This window comes from Bacillus sp. M13(2017), from assembly GCF_002218325.1.
GTDB lineage: Bacteria > Bacillota > Bacilli > Bacillales > Bacillaceae_G > Bacillus_A > Bacillus_A thuringiensis_K.
Genome location: NZ_KZ268502.1, coordinates 310,550 through 330,753, shown reverse-complemented (window position 1 = coordinate 330,753; position 20,204 = coordinate 310,550). Strand labels below are relative to the sequence as shown.

The following is a 20,204-nucleotide window of genomic DNA, read 5'->3' as shown; positions in this document are numbered from 1 at the left end:
AAATTGTCAACAATACCCAAATATTATTTTAAAATAATTCACATCTTCATACGTATTTCTTTATTCCTTATCTTCTCCAATAATCCTTACTTCTCGCTCTAACTTCACGCCAAATTTCTCTTCAACTGTCTTTTGTACGAAGTGAATTAAATCGATGTAATCTTGTGCTGTTCCGTTATCAACATTCACCATAAACCCTGCGTGTTTTAAAGAAACTTCTACCCCACCAATTCGCTTACCTTGTAGTCCTGAATCTTGAATTAACTTACCAGCAAAGTTATTTGGTGGGCGCTTAAATACGCTACCACATGAAGGATATTCTAGAGGCTGTTTTGACTCACGTTTAAACGTTAAATCATCCATTTTGGCTTTAATTTCTTCATGTACACCTTCTTCAAGTTCAAATCTCGCTTCAAGAATAATGTAATGGTTGTTCGCAAATACACTCTTACGATATCCAAATTCAAATGCTTCTTTCGTCAAAGTACGTAGTTCTCCATCACCTGTCATTACGACAGCTTCTGTTAATACAAACGAAATTTCACCGCCGTATGCACCTGCATTCATATATAATGCTCCGCCAACTGAACCTGGAATGCCACAAGCAAACTCAAGACCCGTTAAATTATGGTCTAGGGCAATACGTGATACGTCAATAATTGCTGCACCACACTGTGCTACAATCGTCGTTCCTGTTACAGTAACACCTGTAATATGAATTAAACTTACTGTAATCCCGCGAATTCCACCATCTTTAATAATGACATTCGATCCATTTCCTAAAAACGTAACTGGAATATTATATTCGTTCGCATATTTGATAACTTCTTGAATTTCATCATAATTTGTAGGCGCAACAAAAACATCTGCTTTTCCGCCAACTTTAATATGCGTATGATTCTTTAACATTTCATCTTGTTTAACATGTCCTTCAGGCAATACCGTACTTAAATATTTATAAACCTCTTGCATATTCATTTTACGATTCCTCTATTTCTATATTCATTTTATCCCGTTATACGGGCCCATAATATCCCCACGTACATGAAAGAACCTAAAGTGGTGGATACAGTGTACCCAAAATCAATTCGAGACACCTATAAACCTCTTAATTTATAAGAGGTGCCACTCATATTAAAATATATATTGCATAATAAAGCAACCCAAATGGACTACTAAACTTGACATGTCATCAGAAAGACAACAATTTGTAAAATATGTGACTTTTTCAAAACACTATCCCTCAGTATCTTACTATACCATACAAAAATAAAGTGGTATTTTTTTGTACTTTTTACTTTATTTACATCAATGAAAAAAGAGCACATCCGACAGAATGTGCTCTTTCTATACTCTTTATATTACTTTTCGTTCTCTTCTTTTTCTTTATCAAACCATAACAGCTCATCGTTATCAACTTCACCATTATAATTGATTAAAATTTCTTCTCCTGCTTTTATATCTTTATAAGCATAGAAGTTAAATGTATGATTCTCAAAAACGATGTCATACGTTGCATTCGGTGTATATGAATGATTAAATAACATACCATATCCTAAAAGGATTGCCGTATGATTGATCCCATACTCAAATGCGTAGTCAGCAAGTAACGTCTTCTCAATATGTTCATGCTGTTCATTCGGATAAGAGATAACTGGTGCGGCGTGTATCAACTCACCCTTTTTAATATCACGAGTTGCAAATACACCTCTATTAAATTCTCCATCACTAAGTTCAGAAGTCTTAACTTCGATCATATGCGTCACCTATATAATTCTTTCTTTGAAGTATTTTATTCCGCTATTTGCGGATAGCTTGATTGGTGAGGGCTAATAATCAGTATGTACTAGTCTCACTTTATCTCCTTAAGCTTGGCAGAAAACGCGCAGAAAAGCAATTAAATTCCTATCAAGTATTCGTTTCAATGAAAAAAGAGCACATCATTCGTGCTCTTTCCAAGTAATATTACTTTTCTAAAATATCTTCTAACAACTTCACTTGCTCGCTAACAGTTTGCAACGTCTTCACTGACGTATCATTTCGATATTTTTCTTCTTCCACACTCGCTAGCACTTCTTCTGTAGCTGTAGAAGTTTGCTGAATTACGTTAGAAGCATGCGTAACATCCTTTACGATATTCGTCGTTTTAACTTGGAAACTTTCTTGATGAACAACAACCTCTCGCATTACTTCATTAATTGCATCAATAAACTTCCCTAAATCAGTTACATTTGTTAAAACACTTGCTAACATCTCGTTACATTCTTCTTGTACTCTTTCTGACTTCTCTACCTGCACTTCTACCTTACTTGCTTGATTACTAAACTCCTTCAAAATCCCTTGAATTCTTCCCGCAGAACGATTTGATTCTTCAGCAAGCTTTAACACTTCACTCGCTACAATAGCAAAACCTTTTCCATGCTCGCCTGCCCTCGCAGCTTCAATATTTGCATTTAAAGCTAGCAAACTCGTCTGACTTGAAATATTCGTTATTACATCTACAATTTCATTAATTTGTTTCAATTGCATCATTAAATCTCTAAATATAATTCCAGACTGTGAAACAACATCATTTAAACTTCTCATGTTAGTTTCAAAATTTCTTAAAGTATGTACACTACCCTTTGAAATTTCTAAACTTTCATCCACACGAGCCGATGCAGTTCTTACTTGAGAGATGATTTGTTCAATATTTCCCTCCATATCATTCAATACTTCTACCGAGCGATACATCATCTCTGATTGTGATTGCGTACCAACTGCCACCTCTTCAAAGGCAAAATTAATCTCACTCATCGATTCCATCGACTTGTTCATATTTTGTCTTAAATGATTGAAATTACTATCTAGTTTCACAACTGTTTCTTCAATAAGCCTTTGCGTCTCTTCTAGCTCTTGTGCTTTTCTCATTACTTCTTGCTTCTCATCACTTAAACGAAGGAGCAGATTAGAACCGATTTTCGTGACGCCCCACATAGCGATTGTTACAATCGCTAACAAACTTGCAAAATTAGCAGCTTCAGACGAGGCTGTATAAGCAAAGAATTGCTCCGGCCAATAGCTACAAAGGATAAATGTAATCACAACAGCTACCCCGCCAAGAATTAAAATAAGGCGCTCACTTAAGTAAATAAGTGAAACAGCTAATGTGAAATAGACCATTTGAAATACAGCCGGGCTTTCATTAAAAGCTTGTACCATAATGTAAGACATTGTAAGCAACATAAATGTCATGATATATTTATACACTGATTCCATACTTTTTATAAAAGTAAAAATCGTTCCAAATGCAACGACAGAAATACCACAAATCCAAAACGCTATTGCTCTCTCTGTAAAAATATATCCATAATACCCAATTGCGATTATCCCAAGGAAGAAACTACAAATCGTTATAAACAGTAATAAATGATTTTTCTGTGATTCTTTCTCAAGGTTAGAAAAACAAGTCCTCTTTAACCACTCCATATGAAGCCCCACCTTCTACTTATACATATCAATTACTTCAGTTTAAATACCGCACTCACTGGGTTATGATCGCTATTTTCAAACTTTAAATCTTTCCCTTGTACATTTACAATCTCTACATTCGGTGAAACGATAAAGCCATCAATAATAGTAACGAAATTTTCACCTTCTACATATTTCTTCACATCATCTCTCACAGTCATAACAGACGGATCTACAGCCCACTTAAAGCCACCGTCCGTAAAGTCCTTCGGTAACTCTACTAACCACTCAGGACGCTCTTTCACGAACTTCGGATCACTTAATTGAGCGTTCGAAACTAATTGATTCCAATCTCCACCCATTATTACGTAATCACCTTTTTCATAATGTTTGTTCATATATTCTTTTAAATACTCTACTTGCTGTTTTCTAATTTTCCCGCCTTCATCATAAGCAGACAAATGTAAATTTACGAGTCTAACATGTTTCCCATTATTAACAGGAATTTTATATTCCACAATTGCTCGATCTAAATCAAACAAACGCTTTGGCCAAGGCTCCATTCCAGGAAGCTGAAACCTCTTCGCTTCTTGAACAGTGTATTTAGAAAACGTACTTAATCCAGCCTCCGCATATCCCATTGGATTTGTTATTGGCACTGGAACCCATTTCGTATCGTAGTTCTTGCCAAATGACGAAACATAATCAGGTAATCCTTTTTTCAAAAATTCATGTCCATTTACATCAAATGAACGAAGTGACTTTATATCAACTTCTTGTAATAGTGCAAAATCACTATTCTCATTTTGTAAAAACGAAAGCATATTCTTTAAATTAGTTTCCGTTTGCTCTTTACTACTTGAACCAGATCCCTTTCCGCCATCCATAAAGAAATCTTGATCCTTATCTAATCCAGCATATCCAATATTAAATGTTGTAACTTTAAATTCATGTCCAGTCGCTAATACGCGCTCCTTATTATTCTCCACCTTCAAGGCTATAACATCAACAGGCTGTTCTTTAGTAAGTGTCATATACGCTAGAAATCCCCCTACAATGCCCGCTACCACTAAAACACATGTAAATACGATTTTTAAAAATTTCTTCAAATAAATGACTCCTTTTCACGCGAATTTATTTTTCTTTATTTTCAGTCAAATAAAACAAAACGACACACATAAGAAACATTTTATCATAATTAAAACTGTATATCATTATATTTAGTTGATAAGTAATCAATCCCATTTTAATTACTTAAAAAACCTTCAGACATCAAAAAAAAGAAAAGTTACACCTACCTCCTCACTGGAAATTAAACGGTATTTTTAGTACACTATATGTAATAATCATAGGCGATGGAGTTCGCCATAAACGCTGCTTAGCTAATGACTCCTACCAGTATATATACTGGTAGGAGTCTATTTTTTTGAGCAAGCTATTTAAAGAGGTGAGAAAATTGATTTATATTATCGTCGGCATTGCCGGTATATTAGGAGCTCTTTCTCGTTATTATTTAGGTCTTAATATCACCACATTTTGGCATCATTCATTTCCATTAGCAACATTACTCATTAACTTAACCGGTTGCTTCTTCTTAGCGTGGCTAACTACTTATATCGCTCGGCTAAACATCTTACCTTCAGAGATTATCACAGGCATCGGGACTGGATTCATCGGTTCCTTTACAACTTTTTCAACATTTAGTGTAGAAACTGTGCAATTGATCAATCATTCTGAGTGGAGTATAGCCTTCTTATATGTATCATGTAGCATACTTGGTGGCCTCATTATGTCTAGTCTTGGCTATACACTTGGAGATTTCTTAATTAAGAAATCTCTTACGGAAGGTGATTACTCATGATAGAGGCTTTATTAGTCGCAACAGGAGGATTTTTCGGTGCGATTACACGATTTGCAATTAGCAATTGGTTTAAGAAAAGAAATAAAACACAATTCCCACTTGCTACATTCCTTATTAACATAACAGGGGCGTTTTTACTTGGATATATAATTGGAAACGGGGTCACTACAGGCTGGCAACTACTATTAGGTACTGGATTTATGGGGGCATTCACAACATTTTCGACGTTTAAACTAGAATCTGTTCAACTCCTCAATCGTAAAAACTTTAGCACATTCCTTTTATACTTAAGCGCTACTTACATAATTGGTATCGCCTTTGCATTCCTTGGAATAAAGCTAGGCGGAACATAAAAAAAGCGACTCTAACCAGTCGCTTTCTTTCATAAGAAGTATGTCCCGCCATATGGAATGGAAAATAAACCAGCTGGATGTACATCGTAATGTACAATTTGCATCGGAAGCTGTGAATACGACATATACTGACTTTGCATCATTTGTGCAAAATATGCTTGTTGTTGCATTTGAATAGCTTGATTCACAGCATGAATAGTTCCCTGTGCCCCAGCCAAAGTAATAGCTGCTCCTACTTGTCTTCCATTATAAAAATGATGGTTCATCATGATTCATCTCACTTATTCTTTTTCTTCCATATGGTATGTTTCTATTTCATAGTGAGTGTTTTGTCCCTATCTATTGCCCTTTTTCAGCTTTGAAGTAATAAATCCAAATAATAATACACCAATACCACTAAGGAACAATACATAACTTATCGGTACTAGGAAAAAGAAAGGTTCTTCAAGGAATCCATCCGCTCCTACTTTACTGTTTGAAGCATGTATAGTTAAAGAAATAATTGCTAAAATCATGAAAGAAATAGCTACTACGTATTTATTTTTCATTTCAAATTCTCCTCTACTCGTGTAATTCTCCTTGGATCGTTAACATCATATTATCTAAAATGGCATTAACAGTCAATAAGTATTTATCGTTTAACAATAAATACTTATTGATTAGACTAATAACAAAAAGGTTTGCAAAGCATCTTAAATCACTTTGCAAACCTTCTAAATTATAAAGTGAAACTTTAATCAGCTCTCACCAATTGGGCGTTTACGGGCAGCCCGACTCGCAAATAACGGAATAAATCTTTACGCTTCAAACCTCTTGCTTAATACAACATACATTGCGCAAAATAGCACAAATATCCCAGCATAAATTAACAAAATCTCTACACTAAACATATCCGACAATGGACCAAATATTATCATTCCTAAAGGAAGCGCACATGAATTCGCAATTTGTACAAGGCTAAACATCCGTCCGTGCATTGATGGTTCTACTTTCTCCTGCAATAACACAGTAACTGGTGTATTGAAGCACGGCATTGTTATACCAATTAAAAAGTTAAATACTAAATACATAATAAATACCGGAGCGATCCCTAGTCCAATCATAAGCAGTCCATATAATGCACAAGCTAGCGCTGTTGTATGCATACGATTACGAAAACCACCCCATGCCGCAATCAATATGCCACCAGCTGCCGCACCCGCACTAAAGGTCATCTCACTAGCAGTAAGTCTCCACATTTCAGCCCCGAAAGAACGAGTTACCATTAAAGGTGTTAAAAAAGCAGCTGGACTTATTAAAATCATGACGATAATCAATAAAACGATTAGCCTTTTAATAAATACATTTTCTTTTAAATAAGAGAACCCTTCTTTAATTCCTTGTAGATTAGATTTTTGCTTACTCTCTACATTCACATGTCCTTTCACCTGAATGACAAACATAATACTAATTCCAAACATAGCTGTAATAACATCAATAAAAAATGTTGTTTCAATGCTGGCAATAGAAAGAATCGCCGCACTTGCTGCTGGAGAAAGAAACATAATTAAAGATGTAATACTGCTATTTATTCCATTTACTTTCATCAGATACTCTTTCGGAACGATTTGCGGAATTAATGCATTCACAGCTGGCGTTTGTACTCCTGTTCCAGCTGAACGAATGAGTAACACAATAAAAAGTAACCAAATACTTTTATATCCTGTTAAAAATAAAATTGCTAAAACTAACGTCGCAATCGCTATAATCCCGTCCGATAACATAATCATCTTTTTGCGGTCATAACGATCAATCCAAACACCTGCAAACAAAGATATCGCAATTTGTGGTAGAAAACCGCAAACAGTTGAAATAGTCAACATCACTCCTGATGATGTTGTAAGGGTGATATACCATATAATCGCGTATTGCACGAGAGAGGAACCGAACAACGAAATAGTTTGAGCGGTCAAAAATAATATAATTTTCGTTTTCCAATTGTTTTCACTCATATGTTTCACACCCCATTAACTAATCCCGTCTCTATATGAAAAATGCTATCTGCCCAATCAAGATAAAAACTCGCTTCGTGAGATACGAGTATAATGCTGCCCTTAAACTTAATTAGCGCCTTTTGTAAAGCTTCCTTCGCTTCTGCATCTAAATGATTTGTCGGCTCATCTAAAATTAAGAAGTTACAAGGTGATAGTAATAATCCACACAGTTTCACCTTCGATTGTTCACCACCACTTAACGTACGAATTTCTTGCGAAACGTGCGTATCCTTCACACCACACGCAGCTAAATGATGGCGTATTTCCTTCATATTCAGTTTAGGAAACTGTTCTGAAATAATTTGAAGCGGAGTTAAAGAATCATTGCTCCAATTTAAATCTTGCTCATAATATCCAATCTTTATTTGCTCTGAAAAGTGAAACTCTCCAGAAATACTAGCAATATTTCCAACGATTGTTTTTAATAAAGTAGATTTCCCTACTCCATTGAAACCTGTAATAACAAGTTTTTGCCCACCCATTACTGAAAAATCCAACTTTGGTAAGAGAGCGAAGTCATAACCAACTTCAAGGTTATTTACTTCAAAAACTGTCTGAACTGAAATGGGAAGTTCCTGAAAATGAATAGACGGTTTATGAGTAAAACTTGGTGGCGCAATTCTTTCCATACGCTGCAATTGTTTTCGACGACCTTGCGCTATTTTTGAATTCACCCCGGCAATATTTCTACGAATATACTCTTCCGTTTTTTCAATTTTCTTTTGCTGTGCATAATATTGGCGAATATAATCTTTTCGCAAATGCTCCTTTTGTCTTACAAAATCTAAGTATTTGCCATAATACTTCTTAACCGTTCCGAACTCTACATCACATATGCAAGAAGTTACTTTTTCCAAAAAATCAAAATCATGTGATACGACAATAAACGCTCCTTCAAACTTCATTAAATAATTAGCAAGCCACTCCACATGCTCCTTATCGAGAAAATTCGTCGGTTCATCTAGTAATAAAATATTAGGCTCTTCTAATAAGAGCTTCGCTAAAATTACCTTTGCACGCTGACCTCCGCTTAATTCACCAATAACACGATCCATCCCAATCACATCAATACCTAGACCAGCTGCCACCTTATTTATTACGCTGTCTACTGAATAAAAATCACGAGCCTCCAGCTGCTCTTGCATTTCAGCTGCTTTTAGTAGTTGATTCTCATCTCCAGTCATCGCACTTTCTTCATATAACTTGTTCATTCTCTTTTCCATTTCATACAAATCATAAAAGGCTCTCTTTAAATATTGTGAAATGGTATAACCCTCATCAATTTCAGCGTATTGATCAAGATGCCCAATTTGAATATTGGGTTGCCACTTTATGTCTCCCTTATCAGGAATAATTTCCCCCACTAATATTTTCATTAATGTGCTTTTTCCTGCACCATTCTGTCCAACAATTCCCATATGCTCCCCTTTATGCAAATCAAAAGAAGCATTTTCGTATAATACTTTATCTATAAAACTATGTGATAAACTTTCAACTTTAAGTAAACTCATTTTTATTCCTCTTTTCCTGAAATTAAAAAAAGCAGAGAGATAGCGTCATTCGACACTAGCCCTCTGCTTCGTGGTTTTTCCTATACTACTCCAATTTACAGTAAAGACTCATCGGAATAATATACACAAAGGGCCATAGACAAAGCATTGTCTATGGCCCCTTAATCTATTTTATACACCAGCTGAAAAACCATAACGAAATAAGCATAGATATACTATACTTTTTTCGAAAAGTTATTCAGCCGATGAATATAGGGGATTTAAACCCCTTGATTAAGCTCCGTACAACGCTTCACCGTATACATTTGTGCGGAGCAAAGTTTTCTAATGAGTTTTACAAATTTTATATAAAGCATATTCTGCACCTTCCTTAATACTTAAAAGGGATTTTAGCATACGGTTTTACGAAGCGTCAACATTACTTCTGAATCTTTCAACTACTCGTTTTCAAAATATTGCTTCTGAAACATACACATTCTTATCGCATTATGATAGTTACCATCAACGAAAAACTCATCGATAAGCTCACCTTCTACCATAAACCCAACTTTTTTATAAACATGTACTGCCTTTTCATTTTCCTTATCCACAACTAAATATATCTTATGCATATTTAGTACAGAAAAAGCGTAATCCATTGCTAAACGCGTCGCATCCACTGCATAACCATATCCTTGATAATTCGGATCAATAATAATTTGGAATTCTGTTCTACGATGAATATAATCAATTTCTACTAACTCAACTAATCCAACCATTTCATTGTCTTTCTCAACGATAAATCGGCGTTCGCTTTGATCATGTATATGTTTATCGTATAAGTCTTGCAGCTCCACAAATGCCTCATATGGCTCTTCAAACCAATACGACATAATGTGCGCATTATTATTCAGTTCGTGTACAAACTTTAAATCTTCTCGTTCTAATGGACGTAACTTCAATTCCTGATTCATTCCTATAACCTCCAAGTAAAAAAACCTCTTCACTTAATTTCTCAATTTTTTTCGATTTCAAACGCCCTAATTTCATTGTAAACTTTCAAGCAACTTGAAGGTCAAGATGTAAAAACTAATGTAAAAATATTATGCCGAAATTTATAACTAATTAATAAAGAATGTAGGTATTTACAGTAACTTAACGAAAAAAGAATAGTCTTTTTGCTTTCCAAAAAGCTCAGTAAGATAAAATAAAATTATAAATATATCATCGTTAAAAATTAAGAAAAGGAGCTGAATCTATGAGTATACAATATAGAAAATATGCGTTATCTGTAATCTCATTAGCCTTATTTACTCTTATTGGTTGTACTAATAATGAGCAAAAAAACGATAAAAACGAGACATATACTTTTGAGGCTTCCAAAAAACGTGATGATATTATTGAGAAAAACGATGAAGTTTATAACATAGAGAAATTAGATACTTTCGTAAAAAACTATAATTCAAATAAAGACGATTCAGTTAGAATTACTAAATTTAATAACAAGAACGAGCCTATTATTATTGATTTAACTGTAAAAAAAGAAAAGGAATCTACCTCCGTCTATTATGATGTCGACTACACAAAAACAAATGAGAAACTTAATGAAAACCAAGAGATACAATATTCGAATACTACATGTCAAAAGATAAAGAAAGATATTGAAGACAACAAAGTAACTTATAAATTAGAATGTCCTGACACTATTCATTTGATTACAGCCCCAAAATCATAGGGTGGAAAATTCCACATAAAAAAGTAGTGCAAACTTACGTCTGCACTACTACTCTTTTCTCAAATCTCTCATATTCGATATGTATAAAGCAATAACTAAAACAAGAATTGCTCCCGCGTATAATAACGTCTCCATCGGTTCCTCATGAGACACAATAATCAACCGAATTAAAGCCGTAATTCCGATATAAATAAAATAACGTAACGGGAAATGATAATTCGATTTAAAATACTTAATAATTAATGCAATGAACTCGAAGTATAAGAAATAGACGATGATACTTTCAACCAATTTATAAGACGTATACTCTTTTGACGAAAAAATATACTGCACAAACGTGATTGTCTCATTCACTAAGAAAATCGATAACACAATGGATAATATAATTAAAGCTATATTTAATATCCATTGCAAAATACTAGCTATAACATGATCGATATTAAACGACTTCATTTTATCTTTAAACTCCCCTTCGTATAAGTACTTATTTATTATAGCAAAATTACGATTGGAAAGAAGTTAAATCATATATTCGTCCTTTGTTGTTGCCAGTATAGGCCAGATTTAGTGTGTGGAGAATTCTGTTTACAACCATACCTGACGAAACATGGAGAAACTCTTTCAAATTACCGTTCGTACATGTCGTACTAATGAGCAATGCATAATCTCGTATAGCACCCTCATGTGCCACTTTTGAAAAATCTTTACAACTTGTACAACGCCAACCCTTCTTAACTTTAACCATTGGAATAACTAAGCATTTCTCACATTGTACTCCATTTAGCAACTCCTCTTTTTCTATTTTATATTGCTCAAGTATATTTTGTTGAAGTGGAGAATGCTCCGCTATTATTTGATGAATGAGCCTATCTACATTATCTATAACTTTTTTCTTATATTTACTTTCAAACCACTTTATTTTATGAGGTAGATTTGCACTATGAATAATTGTATGAAGAAGATTGTCATCTGAAGATTTTATAATGGTACGAGGCGAGCTAATAACAACGAGGGACTCGATTGGAAGACTAGAAGAAAATCCATGTAAGCTTAACCATTTTTTAAGTTGTATTTCCTGCCTTTTTATTTGTAAAACAGGGTCTGGAAATCCCTCTGAATTTCCTTCTGTTATTCGGATAAGTTGATTAAACTTTGTATCAAATATTAATGTACCTGCTATATTTTTTATCTCAAGAAACAGAAGAAACTTTGTGGAAATGATAATAGTATCAATTTGAAAGTATTGATCATGATTAGATAAGCGAACATCATGTAAAACACTGTACTCTTTCTCAGAAATAAAACTAAGTGGATAATCAATCGCTTGCTCCCCTTTATACCCCGCCATGTGTTTTGCCAAGTTTTCTCCAATTATATTTCGTTTCGGATGATGTACAGGTAACCTTCTAAGAAGCGCTTCTAACTGTCTTATATAAATCGGTATTTTTCTTTCTTTCACAATCACCTCAAACACCCCTTTACAAATATATCAACGATTTTTTCAATATATCTATCATAACTTACAATATATCAACGATTTTTCTAATATATCGATCGGTCGACAATATCCGACACTACCTCACTTCAATCACTCACAGCATATCCTAGAAAAACACCTTCAGCAAAAACTTAAAATCGCATTTCCTCATAAAAAAACCATAACCCGATCCTCCAGCAAAGTTATGGTTTTTATCCTACAACGCCACTCTACCTATAACTTTGCCATGAATTCCACAAAATCCATTTGTGCCTATACCAACTTTCACCTTTTTCACAATGAAACTATATACGTTAAAATCGTTTCATAACGCTATTACTTCCGCATACCTACACTTTATATAATAACGGTACAGTACAAACAACGTACTGTACAAATATATGTGGGGGGATTAACTATGAACGAAGCGTTACTATTAGTCGACATACAAAATGATTACTTTGAAGGTGGCAATATGGAATTACATCAACCTGAAAAAGCCGCACAAAAAGCGAAAGAAGTTTTGAAAGCATTTCGTGAAAAACATAAAACAGTTATTCACGTACAACATATTGCGAACAATGAAGGAGCTACTTTCTTCTTATCCGATACAATAGGTGTTCAAATTTATGATGATGTACAACCAATTGCTAACGAAAGAGTCATTCAAAAACATCACCCTAACAGTTTTTTAAGAACAAATTTATTAGAAACATTACAGACAGAGAAAATAGATCGACTAGTCATTTGCGGTATGATGACTCATGTATGTATTGATGCAACAGTGCGCGCTGCCAGTGACTTCGGATTTCAATGTATTGTAATTGAAGATGCTTGTACAACAAAAGATTTAGAATTCCAAGGAAATCTAATCCCCGCAGTACACGCTCATCAATCGTTCATGAGTGCATTAGAGTTTGGTGATATTTATGCAACAGTCATGTCAGCAAACTGTTTTATAAACAAGAGCAAATAAAAAATTACAGTTCAAAAAAAAGAAAGGATAAATATCTTATTCTTTCTTTTTTTCCATTGTCTTAATGACCGTATTTATACGATAATCACCATAATGTAAAACATCTGCAAGAGCCTCTTCTAATTGCTGATGCGAAGATGTGTGAAGAGTCATGACATAGCACCCATCGCCGCTTATACGATACATTTCAGTAATTACGTCCGTTTTTTCAAAAAAGTTTTGAATTTGATTATGATAGTGCGGTGCATGCAAAAATAGTGTAACAAAGGTCATAATAGATCCTTCTAGCTTAGCCCTGTTGATATTTATCGTATATTTTTGAATGACACCTGCCTCTTCTAATTTATGAATTCGTTTCCCGACAGCCTGACCAGTCAAATGTACTATCTCCCCAATTTCCTTCCAGTTCATTCTAGCGTTTTCTTGTAGTAATTGTATAATCTTAAAATCTGTTGAATCAAACATGGACATCCCCTTCCTATACGAAACGAATTCTATAAAATCTTCATTTCCCCTACAGTTTAGCTCGAAAATTTTGCAATACAATCGATTGGCTCCATTAGGAATTACATTATTGTTAACGACTTTCCTTCTTCATTACAATGTATTTGTTGGATTACTCGTAGGCACTACAACAAGCTAGCGATTTTTTATAAATATGAACATTTTTTAGGAATTAGTTTATCTTTTTTTAATGTTTTATTTAGAGGCAGTTTATAGTCGAGTATTAACATAAGAAACGTAGCAACTAAGTTTATATATGACGCACTGCTACTATAATCGCAAACCGTACTACTTAAAATTACAAAATAAGGAGACGATAAAACATGAACAAAAAAACAAAAGCACTATCATCCATACTGCTCGGATTCACATTAGCATTAACAGGGTGTGCTGGTACTAAAGCTGAAGAAAATCATGGGAAACAAAAACAAGAACAAGTTGCTAAAGAAACAAAACAGGAAAACAAATTAACTAAAGGGCAAAAAATGGCTAATATTCTTAGCGAGACAAATTGGCAAGGTACACGAGTGTATGACAAAGATAAGAATGACTTAACAAAAGAGAATGCAAACTTCATTGGTCTAGCAAAATATGATGCGAAGTCAGGCAGATATGAATTTTTCGATGCTAAAACAGGTGCAAGTCGTGGCGATAAAGGAACATTCTTTGTCACAAATGATGGGAAAAAGAGAATATTAATTTCAGAATCAATGAAGTATCAAGCCGTTGTTGACATGACAAAATTAAATAAAAATGTATTTACTTATAAACGGATGGGGAAAGACGCTAACGGTAAAGATGTAGAAGTTTTCGTTGAACATGTTCCATATAAAGAAAAAGAACTTTCTTTCACTGATCCGGACAAACAACTGAACACAACTACAGGAGATATTGTTAAAAACGTTGATGGAGATAAAATTTTAGGCGGTACCCTTTGGCACGGAACAAAGGTATTAGATGAAGCTGGTAACGATGTAACACAGTTTAATTCGAATTTTATAAGTCTAGCAAAATTTGATGACAAATCTAATAAATATGAGTTCTTCAATAGCGAAACAGGTCAAAGCCGCGGTGATTATGGCTACTTCGATGTTGTACACGAAAATAAAATAAGAGCCCATGTTTCAATTGGAAATAATAAATACGGTGCTGCTCTTGAGCTTACTGAACTAAATAAGAATAAATTTACGTATAAAAGAACTGGTAAAGACCATGCTGGTAAGGATATAACTATATTCGTTGAACATGAACCTTATAAAGGTGATATGAAACCACAATTTAGCTTTTAAAAACGTTTGATTAAAGATCTTATACTGAGTTGCAGGATCTTTCTTATTAAGCAAGAGAACGAAAAGACGAAAAACATGTAGCTTTTCTTCTTCACAATATTCCCACCTTATAGTTGATGATTTACAAAACCTAAAAACATACCGATACAAAATAAAATTTGTGACTAAGTAAAAAAGCGCCCTACTTATAGGGCGCTTTTTTTATACTTAATGACTAATACTAGCTGTTGGGTATAATGTTGTTCCTCCAATTGAAACTTTTATTTCATTTGTTAATGGAACGTTTTGTTCATTAATAATTGTTCTCCACCATTCCCATGCAAGACCTGTACATTCTCTTGCAACAATTTTTATATTTTTTGAGTTCGGTGGAAGTGGGATAACTGTAGAGTAATGAGCCGTTTTGTCTTTTCCGCTACCATCCCATGTTTTATGTGTTAGTACTTCGTTACCCTTTTGGTCAAATGTGAATTCATCCCAAGATACATCAAATTGAGCAACGTAAGCACCGTAATGATCAAGTGTCATTTTAGCACTTGAATATTCTGTAGTTGTCGTCTCAATATAATCTGTATTGTTATGAACAGCAGCAGTTGCATTATCTTTTAAGAAAGTACTTGTATATGAAATTGGGTATGCTGGATTTTTAAGACTTAATTCAGCATTATCTTTAATGATATTTCGGATTTCATTGAAATCTTTAGTAACAACCTTGTTATGCTCTTTCGCATCTCCGCCTAATACTACAGCAGTAAAGGTACTTTCTTCAAAAATATCTTTATACTGTCCACTTGCTTCAACGCTGTTATCCTTAAGTAAGGCTTTAAAAGCAGCTTGTACATCTTTACTCTTAGATGTTGTTTCTAATTTTACATAAATCGTTCTACCATAAGCTACATTTGAAACCATAACAGGTGGAGCCGAATTACTTACGCCTTTTCGAGTTAACTCATCAAAAGTAACACTATTATCAAAAAGGTCGGATGGATTGTTAGGTAGTTCAGCACTTACCGTATAAAATATTTGCTTATATGCGGCAACCATCACTTTTTTCTCTCCATTTGCAACCGCATTAAAATCAATGTTTAGACTGTTATCAAGATATTTAGCGTTAACATTAAGAGCACTTGCGATTTGTGATTTACTATAAACCATAGATTCCGTATACTGCATTCTTGCAGGTAACGTATGTGTTGTAGAATACTTTTCATTCCAAGTAGATACTAAATCGTCTACTGCTCCAGCTACATTACCATATGTCGGATTTTGGACAGTGATTGTATTTTCTTTTCTCATACCCGGTAAGTCTATACTAATATTCAGAGGCTTTCTCTTAGCCACTAATAAACTTGGTTGATTGTCTGCAAAAGCTTTATTTGCAAGTTGTACAGCTCCTGGGTACGTGCGATTCACTACAGAATCAATAATTGAAATATCGACTGGTGACGTTGTAAGTGATTTTTTCTCGCGTTCCACCACTACAAATTTACCATTTGAATTGATACTTTCTTTCGGAACAAAACTCTCTACTTTATCACCATTTATAGCTAAAACCTCTTGATTATTATATTTAAGATTTGCTATACCAGTATCAATGCCACTAGCATTTTTGGTTACATCAGTTGCATTACTTGCTTGTGTTTCTGCGAAGGAAATAGATGAATAATTAATAGTGCATAGACTGACTAATAAACATGCAAGGAACTTTCTTCTTTTAGTGTTTTTCTTAATATTCAGAAAAATCACCCCGTTCTTTTTTTAGTAAAATATGATAATGATTGATAAATGATAGCTAACTAATAAACTTACATAAATGCTTTTAAAAGTTCTTGAATTAACGGGATTACGCCACCTACAAATTTTAATACTGCCATTGCGATTTCCATATTATTTCCTCCTTTTTATTGCTACGAAAATGTAGTTTATCTTTATGCCCTCATTATAGTGACCCCTTACACTTTTATCAATACACTCTGGTATGCAATATTACATATAAAAAAACAAGCTGAATTCTTTTAAAAAGTTATACAGAAATATTTTTTCATTTGGTACATACTTGAAAAGGTGAAGCATTCTTTTGCATTTTATGAGTAGTCACATAAAAAAAGCTGCTCCTATAAAATATAGACAGCAACTTCAACTAGAGTAGCTTGCATAATCTACGCAAGCTACAGTATTTTTTACATTTTATAACTAATAAACAGCGATTGGCCCATAAGGACCATTAATAATCTCTATTTTCGTTTCAAAAATATCCGTCAAAAGTGTTGGATCCATAACTTCTTCTACTGTTCCGAAAGCAGCAATTTGTCCATCTTTCATAGCACAAATTTTATCAGAGTATTTAGCCGCAAAATTTATATCATGCATGACAGTCAAAATTGTTCGTCCAAATTCATTAGCTGCACGTCTCAAATGCTCCATCATTTGAACAGAGCGAGCAACATCAAGGTTGTTCAAAGGTTCGTCCAAAAGTACATATTCAGTCTCTTGGCACAATACCATCGCTACATATGCCCTTTGTCTTTGACCACCAGAAAGCTCATCTAAATATCTATTCTCTAAACTAGTTAAATCTAAGAAATCGATATATTTAGAAATGATAACCTCATCTTCTTTAGTCAATCTTCCCTTTGAATAAGGAAAGCGCCCAAATCCAACTAGTTGTCTAACAGTAAGTCTAGTTACAAAATGGTTTTCTTGTCGCAATATAGTCAAAACTTTTGCTAAGTCTTTTGATTTGGATTCAGAAACATCCATATTTGCTACCTGAATTTGACCTTCATCCATATCTAAAAGTCTGCCAATCATCAAAAGTGTGGTTGACTTTCCAGCACCATTTGGTCCAATTAAAGAAGTAAAGCCTGCTTTTGGTATTTCAATATCCAAAGGTCCTATTTTTACCTTATCAGTATAGAACTTTTTAACATTATCAATTTTTATCATAAAGCCCTCTTCCTTAAAACTATAGTTAAGAATATAATTCCACCAAATAATTCAATAATAACTGAAACTACACCTTGAGCATGGAATACATGATACATTAAAAAGTATGCGCTCGTCATTATTAAAAATCCTATAGCAAAAGCCATCGGAAAAATATATCTATGATCATAAGTTGCCGCTGCCTGATAACTCAAAGTTGCCACTAAAAAGCCGTAGAAAGTAAGTGGCCCAATTAGAGCTGTTGAAATGGACATTAAAATAGCAACTAATACAAGCGTATAAATTACACTAGGTTGATATTTAACTCCAAAAGAAGTAGCAACATCCTTTCCTAGTGACAAAACATTTAAATTCTTAGAATGAGCAAAAATTAATACCGCTACAATTATAATCATAGGAATTACAATAGGAAAATATGCAGGATCTGCATGATTAACAGAACCAAATAATCTTGCTTGTAGAATATCAAATTCTGAAGGCGCAAGTAGTTTTCTCATGAAAGTTGAAACTGAATTTAGCCCGGTACCAATAATAATTCCAACTAAAAGCATAAGTTGTAAATTCCCGTATTTACCGGAAAGTAACCATCCATAAAGTATCAAACTCATGAAGACCATAACAACAACTTGAAATAAAAATGATCCAATTCCATTAAAATTTATTAATGCACTAGCACCAAAGAAGAATATTGTACTCGTTTGAATTGCTGAATAAAGTGATTCGAAACCTAAAAGCGATGGAGTAATAATTTTATTATTCGTAATAGATTGGAATGCAACTGTCGACAAGCTATGGCAAACTGCAGCGATAATCATTGCAACAATAGCTACTATCCTTCTCTTAACGACTGGGATAAAAGAAGGTGAATCTATCGGAACTGGATTGTTATAAACTAAAAGTCCATATGAAGAAAGAAGACCTAAAGCAATCAATGTTATCAGTAAAATCCAATAACGTCTTGCTTCCTTCTTAGACCGAAAAGCGCTAGCTGATCTACTTTCATTATGAAGGCTAGAATCGATTTCGACATTTTCTTTTTTTCTATATTCTAATGTGATCATCGTAGCCTCCTTGGTTTTCTTTGTCTCAATAAAATAGTAATAAACACGACTGCTCCCACTGTTGCAAGTATTAAAGAAACAGGTAATTCAAAAGGCTGTATAATTGTTCGAGAAATGATGTCACAGGCAGTTATTGACCCCATTCCGATCACACAAACCCAAGGTAAATTACTCCTAAGATCATCACCTCTAAACATTGAAACGATATTTGGCACAATTAATCCTAAGAAAGGTAAGTGTCCAATAACAGCTGCAACAATTCCAACTGCAACAGAGATAAGAGCAGTCCCAAAAAGAACAATCCTATTGTAATTGACTCCAAGACTTGTTGCGACATCTTCTCCTAATCCAGCTAAAGTCAATCTATTAGCATACATAAAAATAAGCAAAGTAATGATAACAATCAGCCATAAATATTCATATCTTCCCACCTGAATGTTAGCAAATGAACCTACAAACCAAGTTTCAATACTTTGCGTCTTTTGAAAAAGGAGTCCCAAAAAAGTAGACACTGCAGAAATTACTGCTCCAAGCATCAATCCAATAATCGGGACAATTAAAGACGAACGAAGCTTAACTCTTCTTAAAAATAGAAAGAAAATCATAGTTCCTATAAAAGAAAAAATGATTGCACCAGTCATTCTTTGAACTAAAGTCGGGGCAGGAAATAGTAAATACACAAAAAGCAGGCCTAAGCCTGACCATTCAATCGTCCCCGTTGTAGTAGGTTCAACAAAGCGATTCTGTGTAATGAGTTGCATTACGAGCCCTGCCATCGCCATTGCAGCTCCAGTAAGCATTAATGCAGCTGTTCTCGGAACACGAGTGATGAAAAACATCTCCATTCCATCCTCTTGTCCACGTATATCATAAACTCCAGTAAACAGTGATATAATCCCTAAAATTATAACAACTATAACCGCTATTATAAAAGGTTTTGTCCATATTTTATTGTGATTATAAAACTGGGGTTGAGAAATATTCTCAACCCTAGAAATCATATTTTTTGACACTGTTTCGTACCCCTTT

General features: G+C 34.1%; 21 protein-coding genes and 1 riboswitch. Of the genes, 5 read left to right on the top strand and 16 right to left on the bottom strand.

Annotation, left to right across the window (positions count from 1 at the left end):
* Nucleotides 1–60: 60 nt before the first annotated feature.
* The 4 genes from murB to CGQ22_RS10815 all read right to left on the bottom strand — a co-directional run bounded on the left by murB (nucleotide 61) and on the right by CGQ22_RS10815 (nucleotide 4,559).
* Nucleotides 61–978: a UDP-N-acetylmuramate dehydrogenase gene (gene murB, locus CGQ22_RS10830; RefSeq protein ID WP_001057102.1), complete on the bottom strand. Its 918-nt coding sequence runs from the start codon at nucleotides 976–978 to the stop codon at nucleotides 61–63.
* 383 nt (nucleotides 979–1,361) lie between these two features.
* Entirely contained in the window at nucleotides 1,362–1,757 is a 396-nt protein-coding gene (locus CGQ22_RS10825) for an SET domain-containing protein (RefSeq protein ID WP_000573649.1), read from the bottom strand.
* Nucleotides 1,758–1,965: 208 nt separating this feature from the next.
* The gene (locus CGQ22_RS10820; RefSeq protein WP_046946662.1) at nucleotides 1,966–3,468 is read right to left on the bottom strand and encodes a DUF4077 domain-containing protein; all 1,503 of its coding nucleotides are present in this window, start codon (nucleotides 3,466–3,468) and stop codon (nucleotides 1,966–1,968) included.
* 32 nt (nucleotides 3,469–3,500) lie between these two features.
* On the bottom strand, nucleotides 3,501–4,559 hold the full coding sequence (locus CGQ22_RS10815; protein WP_000714053.1) for an endonuclease/exonuclease/phosphatase family protein: 1,059 nt from the start codon (nucleotides 4,557–4,559) through the stop codon (nucleotides 3,501–3,503).
* Between the two features lie 233 nt (nucleotides 4,560–4,792).
* Nucleotides 4,793–4,852: riboswitch (Fluoride riboswitch) on the top strand.
* A gap of 54 nt (nucleotides 4,853–4,906) precedes the next feature.
* Here CGQ22_RS10815 and crcB (CGQ22_RS10810) point away from each other — a divergent pair.
* The gene (gene crcB, locus CGQ22_RS10810) at nucleotides 4,907–5,311 is read left to right on the top strand and encodes a fluoride efflux transporter CrcB (RefSeq protein ID WP_000639317.1); all 405 of its coding nucleotides are present in this window, start codon (nucleotides 4,907–4,909) and stop codon (nucleotides 5,309–5,311) included.
* The gene (gene crcB / locus CGQ22_RS10805; RefSeq protein ID WP_000568589.1) at nucleotides 5,308–5,664 is read left to right on the top strand and encodes a fluoride efflux transporter CrcB; all 357 of its coding nucleotides are present in this window, start codon (nucleotides 5,308–5,310) and stop codon (nucleotides 5,662–5,664) included. The genes crcB (CGQ22_RS10810) and crcB (CGQ22_RS10805) overlap by 4 nt, the downstream gene beginning before the upstream one ends.
* Before the next feature lie 29 nt (nucleotides 5,665–5,693).
* On the opposite strand, the gene CGQ22_RS10800 is transcribed toward crcB (CGQ22_RS10805), so the two are convergent.
* The 5 genes from CGQ22_RS10800 to speG form a co-directional block, all read right to left on the bottom strand.
* Nucleotides 5,694–5,933 carry a DUF3947 family protein gene (locus tag CGQ22_RS10800; RefSeq protein WP_089148694.1) on the bottom strand — a complete coding sequence of 80 codons (240 nt, stop codon included), beginning with the start codon at nucleotides 5,931–5,933 and terminating at the stop codon, nucleotides 5,694–5,696.
* Between the two features lie 66 nt (nucleotides 5,934–5,999).
* Nucleotides 6,000–6,212: a DUF3955 domain-containing protein gene (locus tag CGQ22_RS10795; protein WP_000792612.1), complete on the bottom strand. Its 213-nt coding sequence runs from the start codon at nucleotides 6,210–6,212 to the stop codon at nucleotides 6,000–6,002.
* Between the two features lie 249 nt (nucleotides 6,213–6,461).
* A complete protein-coding gene (locus CGQ22_RS10790) occupies nucleotides 6,462–7,655 on the bottom strand; it encodes an MFS transporter (protein ID WP_001293749.1) in 1,194 nt (397 codons plus the stop codon).
* A 5-nt stretch (nucleotides 7,656–7,660) separates the two neighbouring features.
* Nucleotides 7,661–9,208 carry an ABC-F family ATP-binding cassette domain-containing protein gene (locus tag CGQ22_RS10785; RefSeq protein ID WP_089148693.1) on the bottom strand — a complete coding sequence of 516 codons (1,548 nt, stop codon included), beginning with the start codon at nucleotides 9,206–9,208 and terminating at the stop codon, nucleotides 7,661–7,663.
* A gap of 437 nt (nucleotides 9,209–9,645) precedes the next feature.
* Nucleotides 9,646–10,161, bottom strand: coding sequence for a spermidine N1-acetyltransferase (gene speG / locus CGQ22_RS10780; RefSeq protein ID WP_089148692.1), 516 nt, complete (start codon nucleotides 10,159–10,161; stop codon nucleotides 9,646–9,648).
* 284 nt (nucleotides 10,162–10,445) lie between these two features.
* On the opposite strand from speG, the gene CGQ22_RS10775 reads away from it, so the two are divergent.
* Complete coding sequence (locus tag CGQ22_RS10775; protein WP_074593762.1) at nucleotides 10,446–10,922, top strand: DUF4362 domain-containing protein; 477 nt, start codon at nucleotides 10,446–10,448, stop codon at nucleotides 10,920–10,922.
* A gap of 48 nt (nucleotides 10,923–10,970) precedes the next feature.
* On the opposite strand, the gene psiE is transcribed toward CGQ22_RS10775, so the two are convergent.
* Both psiE and CGQ22_RS10765 read right to left on the bottom strand, forming a co-directional pair.
* Nucleotides 10,971–11,375: a phosphate-starvation-inducible protein PsiE gene (gene psiE / locus CGQ22_RS10770; RefSeq protein WP_000834707.1), complete on the bottom strand. Its 405-nt coding sequence runs from the start codon at nucleotides 11,373–11,375 to the stop codon at nucleotides 10,971–10,973.
* A gap of 49 nt (nucleotides 11,376–11,424) precedes the next feature.
* Nucleotides 11,425–12,381: a nuclease-related domain-containing protein gene (locus CGQ22_RS10765; RefSeq protein WP_002181000.1), complete on the bottom strand. Its 957-nt coding sequence runs from the start codon at nucleotides 12,379–12,381 to the stop codon at nucleotides 11,425–11,427.
* Between the two features lie 436 nt (nucleotides 12,382–12,817).
* Between CGQ22_RS10765 and CGQ22_RS10760 the strand changes: the two genes are divergently transcribed.
* Nucleotides 12,818–13,375, top strand: a complete 558-nt coding sequence (locus tag CGQ22_RS10760; protein ID WP_061884740.1) for a cysteine hydrolase family protein — start codon at nucleotides 12,818–12,820, stop codon at nucleotides 13,373–13,375.
* 36 nt (nucleotides 13,376–13,411) lie between these two features.
* Here the strand turns inward: CGQ22_RS10760 and CGQ22_RS10755 are convergent, their stop codons facing one another.
* On the bottom strand, nucleotides 13,412–13,840 hold the full coding sequence (locus tag CGQ22_RS10755; protein WP_000460474.1) for an Lrp/AsnC family transcriptional regulator: 429 nt from the start codon (nucleotides 13,838–13,840) through the stop codon (nucleotides 13,412–13,414).
* Between the two features lie 362 nt (nucleotides 13,841–14,202).
* Here CGQ22_RS10755 and CGQ22_RS10750 point away from each other — a divergent pair, with 362 nt between their 5' ends.
* A complete protein-coding gene (locus CGQ22_RS10750) occupies nucleotides 14,203–15,168 on the top strand; it encodes a DUF4822 domain-containing protein (protein WP_089148691.1) in 966 nt (321 codons plus the stop codon).
* A gap of 207 nt (nucleotides 15,169–15,375) precedes the next feature.
* On the opposite strand, the gene alo is transcribed toward CGQ22_RS10750, so the two are convergent.
* From alo to CGQ22_RS10720, 4 genes are all read right to left on the bottom strand, one after another.
* Nucleotides 15,376–16,914, bottom strand: a complete 1,539-nt coding sequence (gene alo / locus CGQ22_RS10740) for an anthrolysin O/cereolysin O family cholesterol-dependent cytolysin Alo (protein ID WP_000576722.1) — start codon at nucleotides 16,912–16,914, stop codon at nucleotides 15,376–15,378.
* A 447-nt stretch (nucleotides 16,915–17,361) separates the two neighbouring features.
* Nucleotides 17,362–18,114, bottom strand: coding sequence for an iron ABC transporter ATP-binding protein (locus CGQ22_RS10730; RefSeq protein WP_000590070.1), 753 nt, complete (start codon nucleotides 18,112–18,114; stop codon nucleotides 17,362–17,364).
* Nucleotides 18,111–19,175, bottom strand: a complete 1,065-nt coding sequence (locus CGQ22_RS10725) for an iron chelate uptake ABC transporter family permease subunit (protein WP_000631241.1) — start codon at nucleotides 19,173–19,175, stop codon at nucleotides 18,111–18,113. The genes CGQ22_RS10730 and CGQ22_RS10725 overlap by 4 nt, the downstream gene beginning before the upstream one ends.
* Nucleotides 19,172–20,188 (bottom strand): ABC transporter permease, encoded by a 1,017-nt coding sequence (locus CGQ22_RS10720; protein ID WP_089148690.1) that lies wholly within the window; start codon nucleotides 20,186–20,188, stop codon nucleotides 19,172–19,174. Before CGQ22_RS10720 ends, CGQ22_RS10725 begins: the two co-directional genes overlap by 4 nt.
* Between the last annotated feature and the right edge of the window lie 16 nt (nucleotides 20,189–20,204).